The following is a 12,332-nucleotide window of genomic DNA, read 5'->3' as shown; positions in this document are numbered from 1 at the left end:
ACGGGGGGCGCGATGGCTGAGCGTGACGAAACGGCGGTCGTGGGGCTGGCTGAGGTCATAGGGCAGGTCCGTGACGAGCTCGAGCGGGCCCAACGCGCGGGCGAGGGACGCGATCTGCGGTTCAGCGTGGAGAGCGTGCACCTGGAGTTCGCGGTGCAGGTGCGCCGGGAGGGCAGCGGGCGGGCCGAGCTGCGGATCGGGGTGCTGACGGCCGGCGGCGGCGGCTCCGCGGCGCGCGACACGACGCACACCATCCAGGTGGAGCTGAAGCCGCACGGACCCGACGGCGACCCGAACATCAGCGTCGGCGGCGAGTGACGCGGCACGGACCACCGTCGGCCGGGGCGGGACGCACCGCGCGTACCGCCCGGGTTCAGCCGGTCACCAGCGCCTCGCCCACGCTCGTACGGGCGTAGAGCACCACGCGACCCGTACGGTGCGCGCTGACCAGACCGGCCGCGCGCATCGCCGTGAGGTGCTGCGACACACCGCCCGCCGACAGGCCGGTACGGCGGGCGAGGTCGGTGGTCGACGCCGGGGCCGCGAGCTCGGCCAGCAGCAGGGCCCTGCTGCGGCCCAGCACACCCGCCAGGGCGTCCGAGAGCGGCTCCGCCCGCGCTTCCCACAGGGTGGCGGTGCCCCGCGGCGGGTAGCGCAGAGTGGGCTGCCAGTCCGGGCTGTCCACGTCGGAGAAGATCCGCGGCCCGCCGAAGACCGAAGGCACCAGGACCAGCCCGCGGCCGTCCAGACGCCGTTCGCCGCGCACACAGCGGTGCATCACCTGCAACGTGCCCGAGTCCCAGGTGACCCGCGGATCGAGGTCGTCGAAGAGACGCCGGGCACCGCCCTCGGCGAGGCGTTTGGCGCGGTAGAGGATGTCGCCCTCGACCACGGTGAGGATCCGCGGCCAGTACGGGGCCATGGCCACCTCCCAGTAGGCGGCGATCACGTCCGCGAGCCGCCCGAGACCGCGATCCGGGTCCGCGCGCAGTGCGGCGACCCCCTCCCTCGCGGCGGGCGTCGTCGTACGGAGCAGTTCGTGCGGCATGGAACGCAGCGCCGCCAACTCCACGTCGAGCGAGGGCTGCGGGGTCGTGGGCGGCGCCACCAGGAAGCCGGGGACGCCGGCCGGCGGCGGGCCGATGAGCGAGGACAGCGGGGCGAGGTCCAGCTTCGCGGCGGCGAGGGCGGGCCGTACCCGCTCCGCCCACGGCCGGTGCGCACCCGGCCCGGTGTCCCTGAGCACCCGCAGGCTCGCGACGACCTCCCACAGTGGGGACACGGCGAAGCGTATGCGGGCCACGTCCTCGGCGGAGAAACCGATCTCCAGTGTGCCGCCCTCCGGGCGGCTCTCCAGCACCATTCGGCCGAGGCTAAATCATTGGAGCCCGACGCGGAGTCCGAGGCAGCGTACGGACCATGACCAGCGACAGTCCCTGGCGCTCCCGTGACTTCCGCACACTCTTCACGGCCACCGCCTTCAGCCAGCTCGGCACCAACATCGGCTACGTCGCCGTCCCGCTGATCGCCGTGTCCGCGCTCGACGCGAGCGCGGGCGAGGTCGGTCTGCTGGCGACGCTGAGCACGGTCGCGTTCCTCCTCATCGGCCTGCCGGCCGGTGCCTGGGTGGACCGGATGCGCCACCGCCGGGTGCTGATCACCGCGGACCTGGTGCGGGCCGCCCTGTTCGCCTCGGTCCCCTCCGCCTGGGCGCTGGACGCTCTCACCCTGGAACACCTCTACGCGGTCGTCCTGCTGAACGGCTGCGCCACGGTCTTCTTCGACGTCGGCTCGCAGAGCATCCTGCCCCGGCTGGTGGGCCGCGAGAGCCTGGTACGGGCGAACGCCGCCGTGGTGAGCCTCCAGGCCGCGGGCAATGTGGCGGGCCGGGGCGCGGGCGGCGGGATCGTGCAGATGTTCACGGCGCCGGTGGCCGTCATCGGCGTCGGCGTCCTCTACCTGGCCTCGGCCGTCCGTCTCGCGCTGCCGTCGGCGGGCCGTACCCGCAGGGAGACGGACGGCGTCGTGCCGCAGGGGGCGGACGGCGGGCGCGCCGGGTCGCGCGGGGGACTGGCGGCGCAGATCGCGGAGGGACTGCGGCACGTCCTGCGCAACGCCGAGCTCCGCGCACTCGCCCTCACCGCGTCCCTCACCAACCTCGGTTCACAGATCGTCAACAAGCTCCTGCCGGTCCTGTTCACCCGCGAACTCGGCCTGTCCGCCGGGGTGCTCGGCCTCTACTGGGCGGCGGGCGGCGCCGGCATCCTCCTCGGCGCGCGCTGTGCCCGCCCCGTGGCCCGCCGTTTCGGCCACGGCCGTACCCTCGGCGTCGCGGGACTGGTGATGGCGCCGACCGCGCTGCTCGTGCCGCTCATCGACCGCGGCCCCTGGCTGTGGCTCGCCGGGGCCGGATGGATGCTGGTGACCTTCAAGATCGGCGTCGACAACGTCCTCGGTGTGAGCCTGCGCCAACGGCTCACGCCGGACCCGCTGCTCGGCCGGATGAACGCCACCTTCCGCTTCATGCTCACCGGCGCGATCGCCGTCGGCTCGGCCGTGGCCGGCCTGATCGGTGAACTCGCGGGTCTGCGCGTCGCGATGTGGGTGGGCGCGGGCTGCCTCACGCTCGCCTTCCTGCCCGTCTTCCTCTCCCCGGTGCGCCGCCGAAAGGAACTGCCGCAGCCGTGGGCCCCTGCCCGGCCGGCGGGCAGCCCGCCGAAGGAGCGGACGCCCGGCGCCTAGGCTCTTTCGTCCGGGACCACCCGAACCCGCCCCGCGCCGACGGAGGAGCCGGCCCCGGAACCAGGGAACCGGCCCCTGACATGGGGCGATCCGGCAGTGGCTCTCCTAGAGCCGGCTCAAAGCCGCCGCCGCGAACAGCACGTCACGGATGGCCTGGCGGTCGCCGTCCTGGCCCGCGGCCGCCTCCTCCGGGGAGACGTGTCCGGCCACCAGCTTGCAGAACTCGACGCCGTCCAGGGCCACTTGCGCGACCGACTTGTCCGGTGAGCCCACCGCCGCAGGGGAGTCCAGGGCGATGTACCAGCTGCCGCCGCCGGAGCCCTCGACCTCCAGATGGAGCGACCGTCCGGGCGCGCCCGCCGCGACCAGATGCTGCGGCGGCGCCGCCAGCCCCGCGCGCCTGCGCTCCGCGAGGGCGGCGGGCAGCAGCCGCGCCGCGAGGTCGATCATCCGGTTGAGGTGGGCGCCGCTCGGCGGTGCGTACGGGTAGTCCACCGCGTCGGCGATGTCGTCCGCGTGGATCCAGCACTCGAAGGCCCGGTCGAGCAGCGCGTCCCGGAGCGGAAGCGCGAAGGAGCCGTACGAGACGGACATTTCAGCGGCGGCGGGACCGGCGAACGACACGGTGCGGATCAGGTCGTGGCTCTGGTCGCGCCACGGTTCGCGGATCGTGCCGGTGGGCGGCAGTTCCCTGTCGTCCCAGAACGCCTCGGTGCGCGCGGTCGGCAGGAGCGGTGCGTGCGGCCCCAGCGGGTCGTCGAGCCCGATCGCGCCGGCCACTATGCCGTCGACGGTCAGCAGGTGCCCGATGACACCGGCCACCGTCGTGCGGCGGCTCATCCGGCGTTCGCCCTCGAACCACTTGAGCCGCACCGGCGCGTGCCACTCCGAGTCCCCGATGTCCCGGAGCAGCGCGTCGAGCCTCGCGGTCTCCGCGTCGTACGGATCGGCCCAGGCGGGCACGGGGATACGGGCGGGTCTGCGGCCCAGGCAGTTCTCCAGCACCCGGAAACGCAGCAGCGGGTCGAGGTCGAGGTCCCGGTCGGTGTGCAGCAGCCCGACCGCGTCACGCAGCCGCAGGGCCTCCTCCGCGCACGGGGCGCAGTCGCCGAGGTGCTCCTCGACGGCTGCGGTCTCCTCCGCGGAGCACGCGGACAGGGCCCAGGCGCCGAGCAGGGACTTCAGCACGCCGTGCGAGGGGGCGGCGGGTGCGGGGGTTTCGGGAGCGGCGGGTGTGTCACCGGCCGCCGGATCGCCGGCGGTGGCCGCGCCGTTCACCGAGCGGTTCCCCGAGTCGTCGACCGCGCCGTCCGACCCGCTGCCCGCCGCACTGTCGGTCGTGCCGGACCCGGCCGCCGGGCAGGGGCCGTCCATGGCGTCGGCGGGTTCGCCGCCGGGAGCCGGCTCCGGAGAAACGGGCGGTGCCGGCCGGTACGCATCCGGACGCAGGTCGTCCGCCGCGGCGCGCGGGGACGGTATGCGCGGCACGCCCCGCACCTCCTCCCCGTCGCCACCGCTGTCCAGGGGGCCGTTCACAGCGCTCGTCCGTACCCGGGCGGTGACGAGCCCTCGAGCGAGCGGGTGTGAGCCGTCGCCAGCAGTTGCAGGCCCAGCCTCAGCCGCCGACGGGCCTCGTCCTCCGTGACGCCGAGGTCGGCGGCGGTCTGGCGGTAGTCCCTGCGCTGGAAGTACGCCAGCTCCAGCGCGGCGCGCAGCGGGGCGGGCATGGACGTCACGATGTAGTCGGCCCTGGCCGCGACGGCGGCCCTGCGCACCTTCTGCTCCAGTTCCTCCGCCGTGCCCCCGCCGCCCTCGGCGAGCGCCGCCGCCTCGCTCTGCCGCAGCCGGTGCACGGCCTGGCTGTTGGTGAGCCGTGCCACCCAGGAGCGCATGGAGCCCTGCTTGGGGTCGTAGGCGTCCGGATTTTCCCATATGTACCCGAAGACTTCGCGGGTGACCTGGTCGGCGGCCTCCTCGTCGTCGAGTACGCGATGGGCCTGGCTGTGCACGAGCGCGGCGAACTTGTCGTACAGCTCACCGAGCGCCGCGGCCTCGCCGCGGGCCAGTCGCTGCTGCATCCTGCGGTCCCAGCGCGGTGGTGCGTCCTTCGCCATACCGCCCCCAAGCTCTGCGCTCGCTCCGTGCCTGCTGCCTCTGCCCTCGTGACTGTTGCTCATTCGAATGTAGTGCGCCGGACGAAATACGCACGTGCCTTTGCGTCAAGTACGCCCCTGCCGGCGTCCGGGATGGTAGGGCCGCGTCCGGGGAAGAACCCCCGGGGGGACGAGTGGAAACGCACTCCGTGACGAATGTCGCGTTTCAGCGACGGACGGTGGGGCAGCGGCAGTGGAAGGACAGCTTCCGGTCTTCTGTGACCGGCCTGAGGAGGGGTCCAACGTGGTGATGCTCAAGGTGGCCGAGTCCCGGCAGGGCGCGTGGACCGTGCTGCACGTACGCGGGGAGCTCGATCTCGTGTCCTCGCCGGTCGTGCGCCAGCGGGTCCACGACGCCGTCGCCGCCGGTCACCACGACGTCGTGCTGGACCTCTCCGAGGTGTTCTTCTGTGATTCCAGCGGCGTCGGCGTGCTGATCGCCGCGCGGCGGCTGATGCGTTCGTGCCGGGGCCGGCTGCGGCTGATCCTCCCGGCGCGCGGCGCGGAGGACGGGTCGCACGTCAACCGGGTGCTGGGGGCTTTGGGTGTGCGCCGGCTCTTCGAGGTCTACGCGGACACCGGTTCGGCGACGGACGACGGGGCGCAGCCGCTGACCGCGTGACGCCGGCCGGGCCCGCGGCGAAGCTCACGAACTCCCGTCGGCCGTAAGCCCGTACGCGCGCCCCGTGCCCCGTGCGCGCGCCCCTGTACGCCCCGTCGCACTCCCGTCACCTGCGCTTTGCCGAGCCGTTGCCGCCGTGCAATTGCCCGGGTGCGTACACACCTCCGCCTCCGGGGCTTTACGCTCCCCGCATGGACAGCGCAGAGTACGAGCGGAAGATCGCTTCCCGCTTCGCCGCTTTCGATCAGGACGGCAACGGCTATATCGACCGCGAGGACTTCAGTTCGGCCGCGGCCAAGCTGCTCGCCGAGTTCTCCGTCACGGCCCGGTCCGACAAGGGACAGGACCTCTACAGCGGCGCGGAGGCGTTCTGGCAGGGTATGGCCGGGATCGCCGACGTGGACGGCGACCAGCGGGTGACCCGCCAGGAGTTCGTGACGAGCGCGGTCAAGAGACTGCGCGACAACCCGAAACGCTTCGGCGAGATCGCCCGCCCGTTCGTGCACGCCGTGATCAGGGTCGCCGACGAGGACGGCCGCGGCGTCACGCCCGCGGCCGTGGAACGCGTGCTCGGCGCGCTCGGCGTCGACGCGGGCGTCGCGGCGGCGGCCGGGGCGGCGCTGGACACGGACGGGGACGGGCGGATCACCGAGGATGACGTACTGACCGCGTTCGCCGCGTATTACGTCACACCCGAGCCCGACTGACGTTCCGGGGGCGGCCGCGTCATCCGTGCGCGGCTGCCCCGCCGCCTGGCCTTCCGGGGCCGCGCCCCGGACCCGTACCGCGTTTTGCGCGGTGGCCCCGATCGCCGGGCAACTCGAGCCCCGCCGGCGTTTGAGGCGCGGGGCTCGGGGCGGAGCCCCGACAGGACCGGCAAGTTCCGGACCCGCCGGCGGACGCCCCGCGAAGGGCCCGGACCTGACCCGACCCGGCCGGCCGGGCCGGATGCGCCTCCGAGCGGGCCCCCTCCCGGCCGGGCCGGACCCGGCAGGGCCCGGAATGTGGTCATGCGTACTGTTCGCGCAATTTGTACTTGAGTACCTTCCGCAACGCCTCGTTGCGAGGAAGGGCGTCCACCACCTCGAGCTGTTCCGGGAGTTTGTGGAGCGCGAGGCCCGTGCCGCGGAGGAAGGCGGTGATGTCCTCCAGTACGGGATCCGCCACGCCCGGCGTCCGCTCCACGACCGCGCACACCCGCTCGCCGCGCTCCTCGTCCGGCAGGCCGACGACGGCCACGTCGCCGACCGCGGGGTGGCCGTGCAGCAGGTCCTCGATCTCCTTGGCCGAGATGTTCTCGCCCTTGCGGATGATGACGTCCTTGGCCCGCCCCGTGAGCACGAGGTGGCCGCTGTCGGTGAGCAGGCCGAGGTCGCCGGTGATCAGGAAGCCGTCGGCGTCGAAGGCCGCCGCCGTCGCGACCGGGTCGAGGTAGCCCTGGCAGACGGCCTCCCCGCGCAGCCTCACCTCACCGTCGACGATCCGTATCTCCATGCCGGCGGGCGGTCTGCCCTCGGTTTGGACGAGGTCGTCCTCGCTGTCGTCGGGCGAGCCCATGGTGATCATCGGAACCTCGGTCATGCCGTAGCCGTGGGTGAGCACGCAGCCCATCTCGCGGACGACGGCGCGGTGCAGCTCCGGCGGCTTGGGCGCGCCGCCGCCCGCGAGCAGCCGCAGGGTGGGGATCAGCTTGCGGCCGGGCTGCTTGCGCTGTTCGGCGAGGAACATCGCGTAGAAGGCCGTGGAGCCGCCGGCGACGGTGACGCCGTGCCTGCGGTACTCGTCGAGCGCGTCGGGCAGCGCGAACTTCTCGAAGAGCACCGCGGGGAACCCGTACAGCAGCAGCATCACCAGGTAGTCCGGGCCGCCGATGTGGGCGAACGGGAAGGCGATCGAGCCGATGTCGTCCTCGGACAGGCGCAGCGCGTGCGCCAGGCACGAACCGCCCGCGATCAGCGAACGGTCGGTGTGCAGCACGCCCTTGGGGTCGGAGGTGGTGCCGGAGGTCCAGTAGATCCAGCGCACGTCCGTGCCGGAGGCGGGCGGTGCCGGCAGTAGGGACGGATCGCCGTCGGGCAGGGACGCGTACGCCTCGAAGACGCCGCGGGCGCCGGCCCGCCGGGCCATGGCCGTGAAGTCGAAGCCGCGCCATTCGCCCGGCACGGCGAAGTACGCGGCGTGTGACTCGCGGAGCGCGAAGCCGACCTCGCGGTCCCGGTAGAAGGGGATGACGGGCGACTGGACCGCGCCGAGGCGGGCGAGCGCCACGGTCAGCAGCACCGTCTCGATCCGGGTGGGCAGCTGCCAGGCGACGACGGTGCCGGGGCGGACGCCCCGCGCGTACAGCCCGGCGGCGGTCCGCTCCGCGCGGTCGCGGAGCTCGCCGAAGGTGAGGGCGCGGTCGTCCTGGAGCAGGACGGGGCGGTGCGGGGTGAGGGCGGCCCGGCGTGCGACGAGTTCCCAGAGGGTGCGGGCCGATCCCAGTGTGTGAGCGGTCTCTTCCATGCCCGGACACCTCCGCGGAAATGGTCTGACGGTGCGTCAGATCGTAGGGTCGCGCGCCTTGTCGGTCCAGGGGTGCGGAGCTAGCCTGAGCGCCAGAACTGACGTACCGTCAGGAGCGGAGGAAGGTCCCGATGGAACAGGAACTGCCCCGTATCGTCAGCGTCGACGACCATGTCATCGAACCGGCGCACCTCTTCGAGACCTGGCTCCCCGCCAAGTACCGCGAGCGCGGGCCCAAGCCGCTGACCGCCGGGATCGGCGAGCTCGCCTACGTCGGCGGCAAGTACCGGATCACGATGGACCCGGACGGACCGCCCACCGACTGGTGGATCTACGAGGACCTGAAGTTCCCGTACAAGCGCAACATCGCAGCCGTCGGCTTCGACCGCGACGAGATGACCCTCGAGGGCATCACCCGGGCGGAGATGCGGCCCGGCTGCTGGGATCCCGCCGAGCGCCTCAAGGACATGGACCTCAACCACGTCGAGGCGTCGCTCTGCTTCCCGACCTTCCCCCGCTTCTGCGGCCAGACCTTCGCGGAGGCCCACGACAAGGAGGTCGCGCTCGCCTGCGTCCGCGCCTACAACGACTGGATGGTCGAGGAGTGGTGCGGCGACAGCGGCGGCCGGCTCGTCCCGCTGTGCATCGTCCCGCTGTGGGACATCGGCCTGGCCGTCGCCGAGGTCCGCAGGAACGCGGCGCGCGGCGTGCGCGCCGTCACCTTCTCCGAGATCCCCACCCACCTCGGGCTGCCGTCGATCCACTCGGGCTACTGGGACCCGTTCTTCGCCGTCTGCCAGGACACCGGCACCGTCGTCAACATGCACATCGGCTCGTCGTCCCAGATGCCCGCCGCCTCTCCGGACGCGCCGCCCGCCGTGCAGGCCGCGCTCTCCTTCAACAACGCCATGGCCTCGATGACCGACTTCCTCTTCAGCGGCGTCCTCGTGCGCTTCCCGCGGCTCAAGCTCGCCTACAGCGAGGGGCAGATGGGATGGATCCCGTACGCCCTGGAACGCGCCGACGACGTTTGGGAGGAGCACCGGGCCTGGGGCGGTGTGCGGGACCTGGTCCCCGAACCGCCCTCCACGTACTACTACCGGCAGATCTTCTGCTGCTTCTTCCGCGACAAGCACGGCGTCGCCTCCCTCGACACCGTGGGCCGTGACAACGCCACCTTCGAGACCGACTACCCGCACGTCGACTCGACCTTCCCGCACACCAAGCAGGTCGCCCTCGACCATGTGAAGGACCTGGACGACGAGACCGTGTACAAGCTGATGCGCGGCAATGCCATTCGCATGCTCGGCCTGGACCTGGACACGTAGTGGACCTGGCGTACACCGCCGAGGAGGAGGAGTTCCGTGCCCGGCTGCGCGACTGGCTGGCGGACGCGCTGCCCACGCTGCCTCCACCGCCGCCGGCCGGCGACTGGCCGGCGCGGCGGGCCTACGACTGCGCCTGGCAGCGGAGGCTGTACGACGCGGGCTACGGGAACGTGCACTGGGACGCCTCCCCGACCCTCCGGCTGATCTTCCTCGAGGAGACGGAGAAGGCCGGAGCGCCCTACGTCGGCGCCAACTTCGTCGGACTGCTGCACGCCGGGCCGACCATCGCCGCGGAGGGCACCCCCGAGCAGAGGGAACGCTGGCTCGGACCCGTCCTGCGCGGCGAGGCGATCTGGTGCCAGGGATTCAGCGAACCGGACGCGGGGAGCGACCTCGCCTCCCTGCGCACCAAGGCCGTCCGCGACGGCGACGCCTACGTCGTCACCGGTCAGAAGATCTGGACCTCGCACGCGGAAGTGGCCGACTGGTGCGAACTGCTCGTACGCACCGACCCCGGCGCACCCCGGCACCGCGGCATCACCTGGCTCGCGATGCGGATGGACGCGCCCGGCGTCACCGTACGGCCGCTGCGCACACTGGCCGGGTCCGCCGAGTTTGCCGAGGTGTTCCTCGACGAGGTCCGCGTGCCCGCCGCCGACCGCGTCGGGGCGGAGAACGACGGCTGGCGCGTCACCATGGTCACGCTGTCCTTCGAGCGCGGCACCGCCTTCGCCGGCGAGGTCGTCGCCTGCCGCCGCACCCTCGGCGAGGTGGCCGCGCGGGCACGTGCGAACGGCTGCTGGGACGATCCGGTGCTGCGCCGCAGACTGGGCAGGCTGCACGCCGAGTTCACGGCGCTGTGGCGGCTCGTGCAGTGGAACGTCAGCGAGGCCGCCGCCACCGGCGGCGTGCCCGGAACCGGCGGCTCCGTCTTCAAGCTCCGCTACTCCCACGCCCGCCAGGAGCTGTACGACGCCGCCGCGGAGGTCCTCGGACCAGGCGCGCTCGACCTGTCGCTGCCCTGGACGCGGGAGCGGCTCTCGTCCCTCTCGTACACCATCGCCGCCGGCACCTCCCAGATCCAGCGGAACATCCTCGCCGAGCGCGTACTCGGCCTGCCGAAAGGGCGCTGATGGACTTCCGGCTCAGCGACGACCAGCGGGCGCTGCGCCGCGGCGTACGGGACCTGCTCGCCGGCCACTTCGGGGGCGAGGCGCTGCGGGCCGCCGTGGACCGCGCGGGCAGGCTCGACCGGAAGCTCTGGCGCGAACTGGGCGACGCGGGGTTCTTCGCGCTCCGGATGCCGGAGGACGCCGGCGGCGCCGGTGCGGGCCTCCCGGAGGCGGTGCTGGTCTTCGAGGAGGCGGGCCGGGTGCTGCTGCCGGGACCGCTGGTGGCGACGCATCTGGCGGCGGGCCATGTGCCGGGAGCGGCCGACGGCACGGTGGTCGTCACCTCCGTGTCCGAACTCCCCTCCCTCGTGCAGCACTTCGAGAACGCCGACACCGTCGTCGCGTTCACGTCCGACGGCGTGCCGCGCGCGGTGGACGCCTCGGCAGCGGTCGCCGTGCGGTCACTGGACCCGCTCACACCCCTGCACCGCCTTCCACACCCCCGCGCGCCCCTGGCGCCCGGTCCGGGGACGGGGGCGGCCGTGCTTCTCACGGCCGCGGAGCAGTTGGGCAGCGCCGCCCGCAGCACCGAGGAGGCGGTGCGCCATGCGAAGGGACGGGTGCAGTTCGGGCAGCCGGTCGGCGGCTTCCAGGCCGTGGGGCACCTGTGCGCGGAGATGCTCGTCCGCACGGAGGTCGCGCGGGCGGCCGTCTACGCGGCGGCCGTCAGCGGGGACCCGGCGGAGATCGCCGGCGCCAAACTGCTCGCCGACGAGGCGGCGGTGCGCGGCGCCAAGGACTGCCTCCAGGTGTTCGGCGGCATGGGCTTCACCTGGGAGTCGGACGTGCACCTCCACCTCAAACGCGCCCTGCTGCGGGCCCGGATGTGGCTGACGACGGCCTTGGCGGAGGAGATCCAGGCGCAGGCTTTGGCCTCCACATTCTGAAGCGTCACCGTGCGTCGATATCGGGTTGTGTCCTTCAGAGGACTCGTCACTGGGTGGAGTCGGGGCGCCACTCCGGTACTCTCCGTGGGATGAGAGTCGCTGCGATGACGGGGTCTCACGGTGTCGCCGGTCAGGCGGTCCCGAGCCCGTCGGTGCGCATTGTCCGGGGCGATCTCTCGCAGTCGTCGGGCCGCAGGTGGGGGCCCCTCCGGCGGTCGGCAGGCGGTAGGCGGGCCGGGTTGCGAAAGCGTTCTGCGGCCTTGTGTTCGACTCTCCGGGACGCGGGTCGCACAGTATGCACCATGCGTACTCCTTCACGCTGGAATATGCCCGAAGCGCTTGTTGCGGTGACTGACAGTCAATCATGCTGTGCTGTAAGGGAATCACATTCCGTTATGGCTGTGAGGCGCGAGGCTATGTGTCCGCCGGTTCGGGTGGTGTGAGCGGTGCAGGTGCTTCAGGTGCAGTTGGAGATCGGATCCGACCCTTCGGAGGTGGGGCGGGCCCGAAGATGGGCCCGGTCGCGGCTCCTCAAGTCCGGCATGGGAGACGACGAGCCGCTGGCGGAGACGTTGATCCTGCTGATCTCGGAGCTCGTCACCAACGCCGTGGTGCACACCGGGTGTCCGGCCGTGCTGCGGATGCTGTTCGGCGCCGGCACCGCGGAGGCGGGGACGGTCAGGGTCGAGGTCGCCGACGTCAGTGCCTGCCCGCCGAGACCGCGGCACGCGCAGGGCGAGGACACCGGCGGACGCGGCCTGGAGCTCGTCGACGGCCTCGCGGACCGCTGGGGCTGGCAGCGGGAGGGCGCGGGCAAGTCCATCTGGTGCGAGGTGGACCGCGACCTGCCGGCGGACACCGCACGGCTGGCCGGCCCGCCGGTCGCCGCGCGCGGAGCCTGACCGCCGCCCGCGGGCGCCGGG

12 protein-coding genes are annotated in these 12,332 nt (G+C 72.8%); 8 read left to right on the top strand and 4 right to left on the bottom strand.

Translation table 11 applies throughout. From position 1 onward, the window contains the following. The first annotated feature begins 12 nt into the window (after window positions 1–12). Entirely contained in the window at window positions 13–318 is a 306-nt protein-coding gene (locus ACTMTU_RS21515; RefSeq protein WP_159690790.1) for a trypco2 family protein, read from the top strand. A 55-nt stretch (window positions 319–373) separates the two neighbouring features. Here the strand turns inward: ACTMTU_RS21515 and ACTMTU_RS21510 are convergent, their stop codons facing one another. After that, window positions 374–1,363, bottom strand: coding sequence for an ArsR family transcriptional regulator (locus ACTMTU_RS21510; RefSeq protein WP_441265126.1), 990 nt, complete (start codon window positions 1,361–1,363; stop codon window positions 374–376). A 56-nt stretch (window positions 1,364–1,419) separates the two neighbouring features. On the opposite strand from ACTMTU_RS21510, the gene ACTMTU_RS21505 reads away from it, so the two are divergent. Next, window positions 1,420–2,742, top strand: a complete 1,323-nt coding sequence (locus ACTMTU_RS21505; protein ID WP_441265125.1) for an MFS transporter — start codon at window positions 1,420–1,422, stop codon at window positions 2,740–2,742. A 105-nt stretch (window positions 2,743–2,847) separates the two neighbouring features. Here the strand turns inward: ACTMTU_RS21505 and ACTMTU_RS21500 are convergent, their stop codons facing one another. Together ACTMTU_RS21500 and ACTMTU_RS21495 are read right to left on the bottom strand one after the other, a co-directional pair. Beyond that, window positions 2,848–4,239: a maleylpyruvate isomerase N-terminal domain-containing protein gene (locus ACTMTU_RS21500; protein ID WP_441265210.1), complete on the bottom strand. Its 1,392-nt coding sequence runs from the start codon at window positions 4,237–4,239 to the stop codon at window positions 2,848–2,850. A gap of 35 nt (window positions 4,240–4,274) precedes the next feature. Continuing rightward, window positions 4,275–4,856 (bottom strand): sigma-70 family RNA polymerase sigma factor, encoded by a 582-nt coding sequence (locus tag ACTMTU_RS21495; protein WP_364599567.1) that lies wholly within the window; start codon window positions 4,854–4,856, stop codon window positions 4,275–4,277. A gap of 286 nt (window positions 4,857–5,142) precedes the next feature. Here ACTMTU_RS21495 and ACTMTU_RS21490 point away from each other — a divergent pair, with 286 nt between their 5' ends. Together ACTMTU_RS21490 and ACTMTU_RS21485 are read left to right on the top strand one after the other, a co-directional pair. After that, on the top strand, window positions 5,143–5,517 hold the full coding sequence (locus tag ACTMTU_RS21490; RefSeq protein ID WP_159695137.1) for an STAS domain-containing protein: 375 nt from the start codon (window positions 5,143–5,145) through the stop codon (window positions 5,515–5,517). A 191-nt stretch (window positions 5,518–5,708) separates the two neighbouring features. Then, entirely contained in the window at window positions 5,709–6,224 is a 516-nt protein-coding gene (locus ACTMTU_RS21485; protein WP_441265124.1) for an EF-hand domain-containing protein, read from the top strand. Window positions 6,225–6,525: 301 nt separating this feature from the next. Here ACTMTU_RS21485 and ACTMTU_RS21480 read toward each other — a convergent pair whose 3' ends face one another. Continuing rightward, window positions 6,526–8,022, bottom strand: a complete 1,497-nt coding sequence (locus ACTMTU_RS21480; RefSeq protein ID WP_441265123.1) for a class I adenylate-forming enzyme family protein — start codon at window positions 8,020–8,022, stop codon at window positions 6,526–6,528. Window positions 8,023–8,153: 131 nt separating this feature from the next. On the opposite strand from ACTMTU_RS21480, the gene ACTMTU_RS21475 reads away from it, so the two are divergent. The 4 genes from ACTMTU_RS21475 to ACTMTU_RS21460 all read left to right on the top strand — a co-directional run bounded on the left by ACTMTU_RS21475 (window position 8,154) and on the right by ACTMTU_RS21460 (window position 12,311). Further along, the gene (locus tag ACTMTU_RS21475) at window positions 8,154–9,350 is read left to right on the top strand and encodes an amidohydrolase family protein (protein ID WP_441265122.1); all 1,197 of its coding nucleotides are present in this window, start codon (window positions 8,154–8,156) and stop codon (window positions 9,348–9,350) included. Continuing rightward, the gene (locus ACTMTU_RS21470) at window positions 9,350–10,483 is read left to right on the top strand and encodes an acyl-CoA dehydrogenase family protein (protein WP_441265121.1); all 1,134 of its coding nucleotides are present in this window, start codon (window positions 9,350–9,352) and stop codon (window positions 10,481–10,483) included. Before ACTMTU_RS21475 ends, ACTMTU_RS21470 begins: the two co-directional genes overlap by 1 nt. Further along, window positions 10,483–11,409 carry an acyl-CoA dehydrogenase family protein gene (locus ACTMTU_RS21465; protein ID WP_441265120.1) on the top strand — a complete coding sequence of 309 codons (927 nt, stop codon included), beginning with the start codon at window positions 10,483–10,485 and terminating at the stop codon, window positions 11,407–11,409. Before ACTMTU_RS21470 ends, ACTMTU_RS21465 begins: the two co-directional genes overlap by 1 nt. A gap of 446 nt (window positions 11,410–11,855) precedes the next feature. Next, on the top strand, window positions 11,856–12,311 hold the full coding sequence (locus ACTMTU_RS21460) for an ATP-binding protein (protein ID WP_441265119.1): 456 nt from the start codon (window positions 11,856–11,858) through the stop codon (window positions 12,309–12,311). Window positions 12,312–12,332 lie beyond the last annotated feature (21 nt).

This window comes from Streptomyces sp. OZ13, from assembly GCF_052068155.1.
Classification (GTDB): Bacteria; Actinomycetota; Actinomycetes; order Streptomycetales; family Streptomycetaceae; genus Streptomyces.
Note: the sequence above shows the minus strand (reverse complement) of the source record. Positions and strands in the feature narration are given on the sequence as shown.

Excerpts from the sequence above, each read along its gene's own strand:
- ACTMTU_RS21515 (WP_159690790.1), top strand. The coding sequence starts at position 13 with ATGGCTGAGCGTGACGAAACGGCGGTCGTGGGGCTGGCTGAGGTCATA.
- ACTMTU_RS21510 (WP_441265126.1), bottom strand. The coding sequence starts at position 1,363 with ATGGTGCTGGAGAGCCGCCCGGAGGGCGGCACACTGGAGATCGGTTTC.
- ACTMTU_RS21505 (WP_441265125.1), top strand. The coding sequence starts at position 1,420 with ATGACCAGCGACAGTCCCTGGCGCTCCCGTGACTTCCGCACACTCTTC.
- ACTMTU_RS21495 (WP_364599567.1), bottom strand. The coding sequence starts at position 4,856 with ATGGCGAAGGACGCACCACCGCGCTGGGACCGCAGGATGCAGCAGCGA.
- ACTMTU_RS21485 (WP_441265124.1), top strand. The coding sequence starts at position 5,709 with ATGGACAGCGCAGAGTACGAGCGGAAGATCGCTTCCCGCTTCGCCGCT.
- ACTMTU_RS21480 (WP_441265123.1), bottom strand. The coding sequence starts at position 8,022 with ATGGAAGAGACCGCTCACACACTGGGATCGGCCCGCACCCTCTGGGAA.
- ACTMTU_RS21475 (WP_441265122.1), top strand. The coding sequence starts at position 8,154 with ATGGAACAGGAACTGCCCCGTATCGTCAGCGTCGACGACCATGTCATC.
- ACTMTU_RS21465 (WP_441265120.1), top strand. The coding sequence starts at position 10,483 with ATGGACTTCCGGCTCAGCGACGACCAGCGGGCGCTGCGCCGCGGCGTA.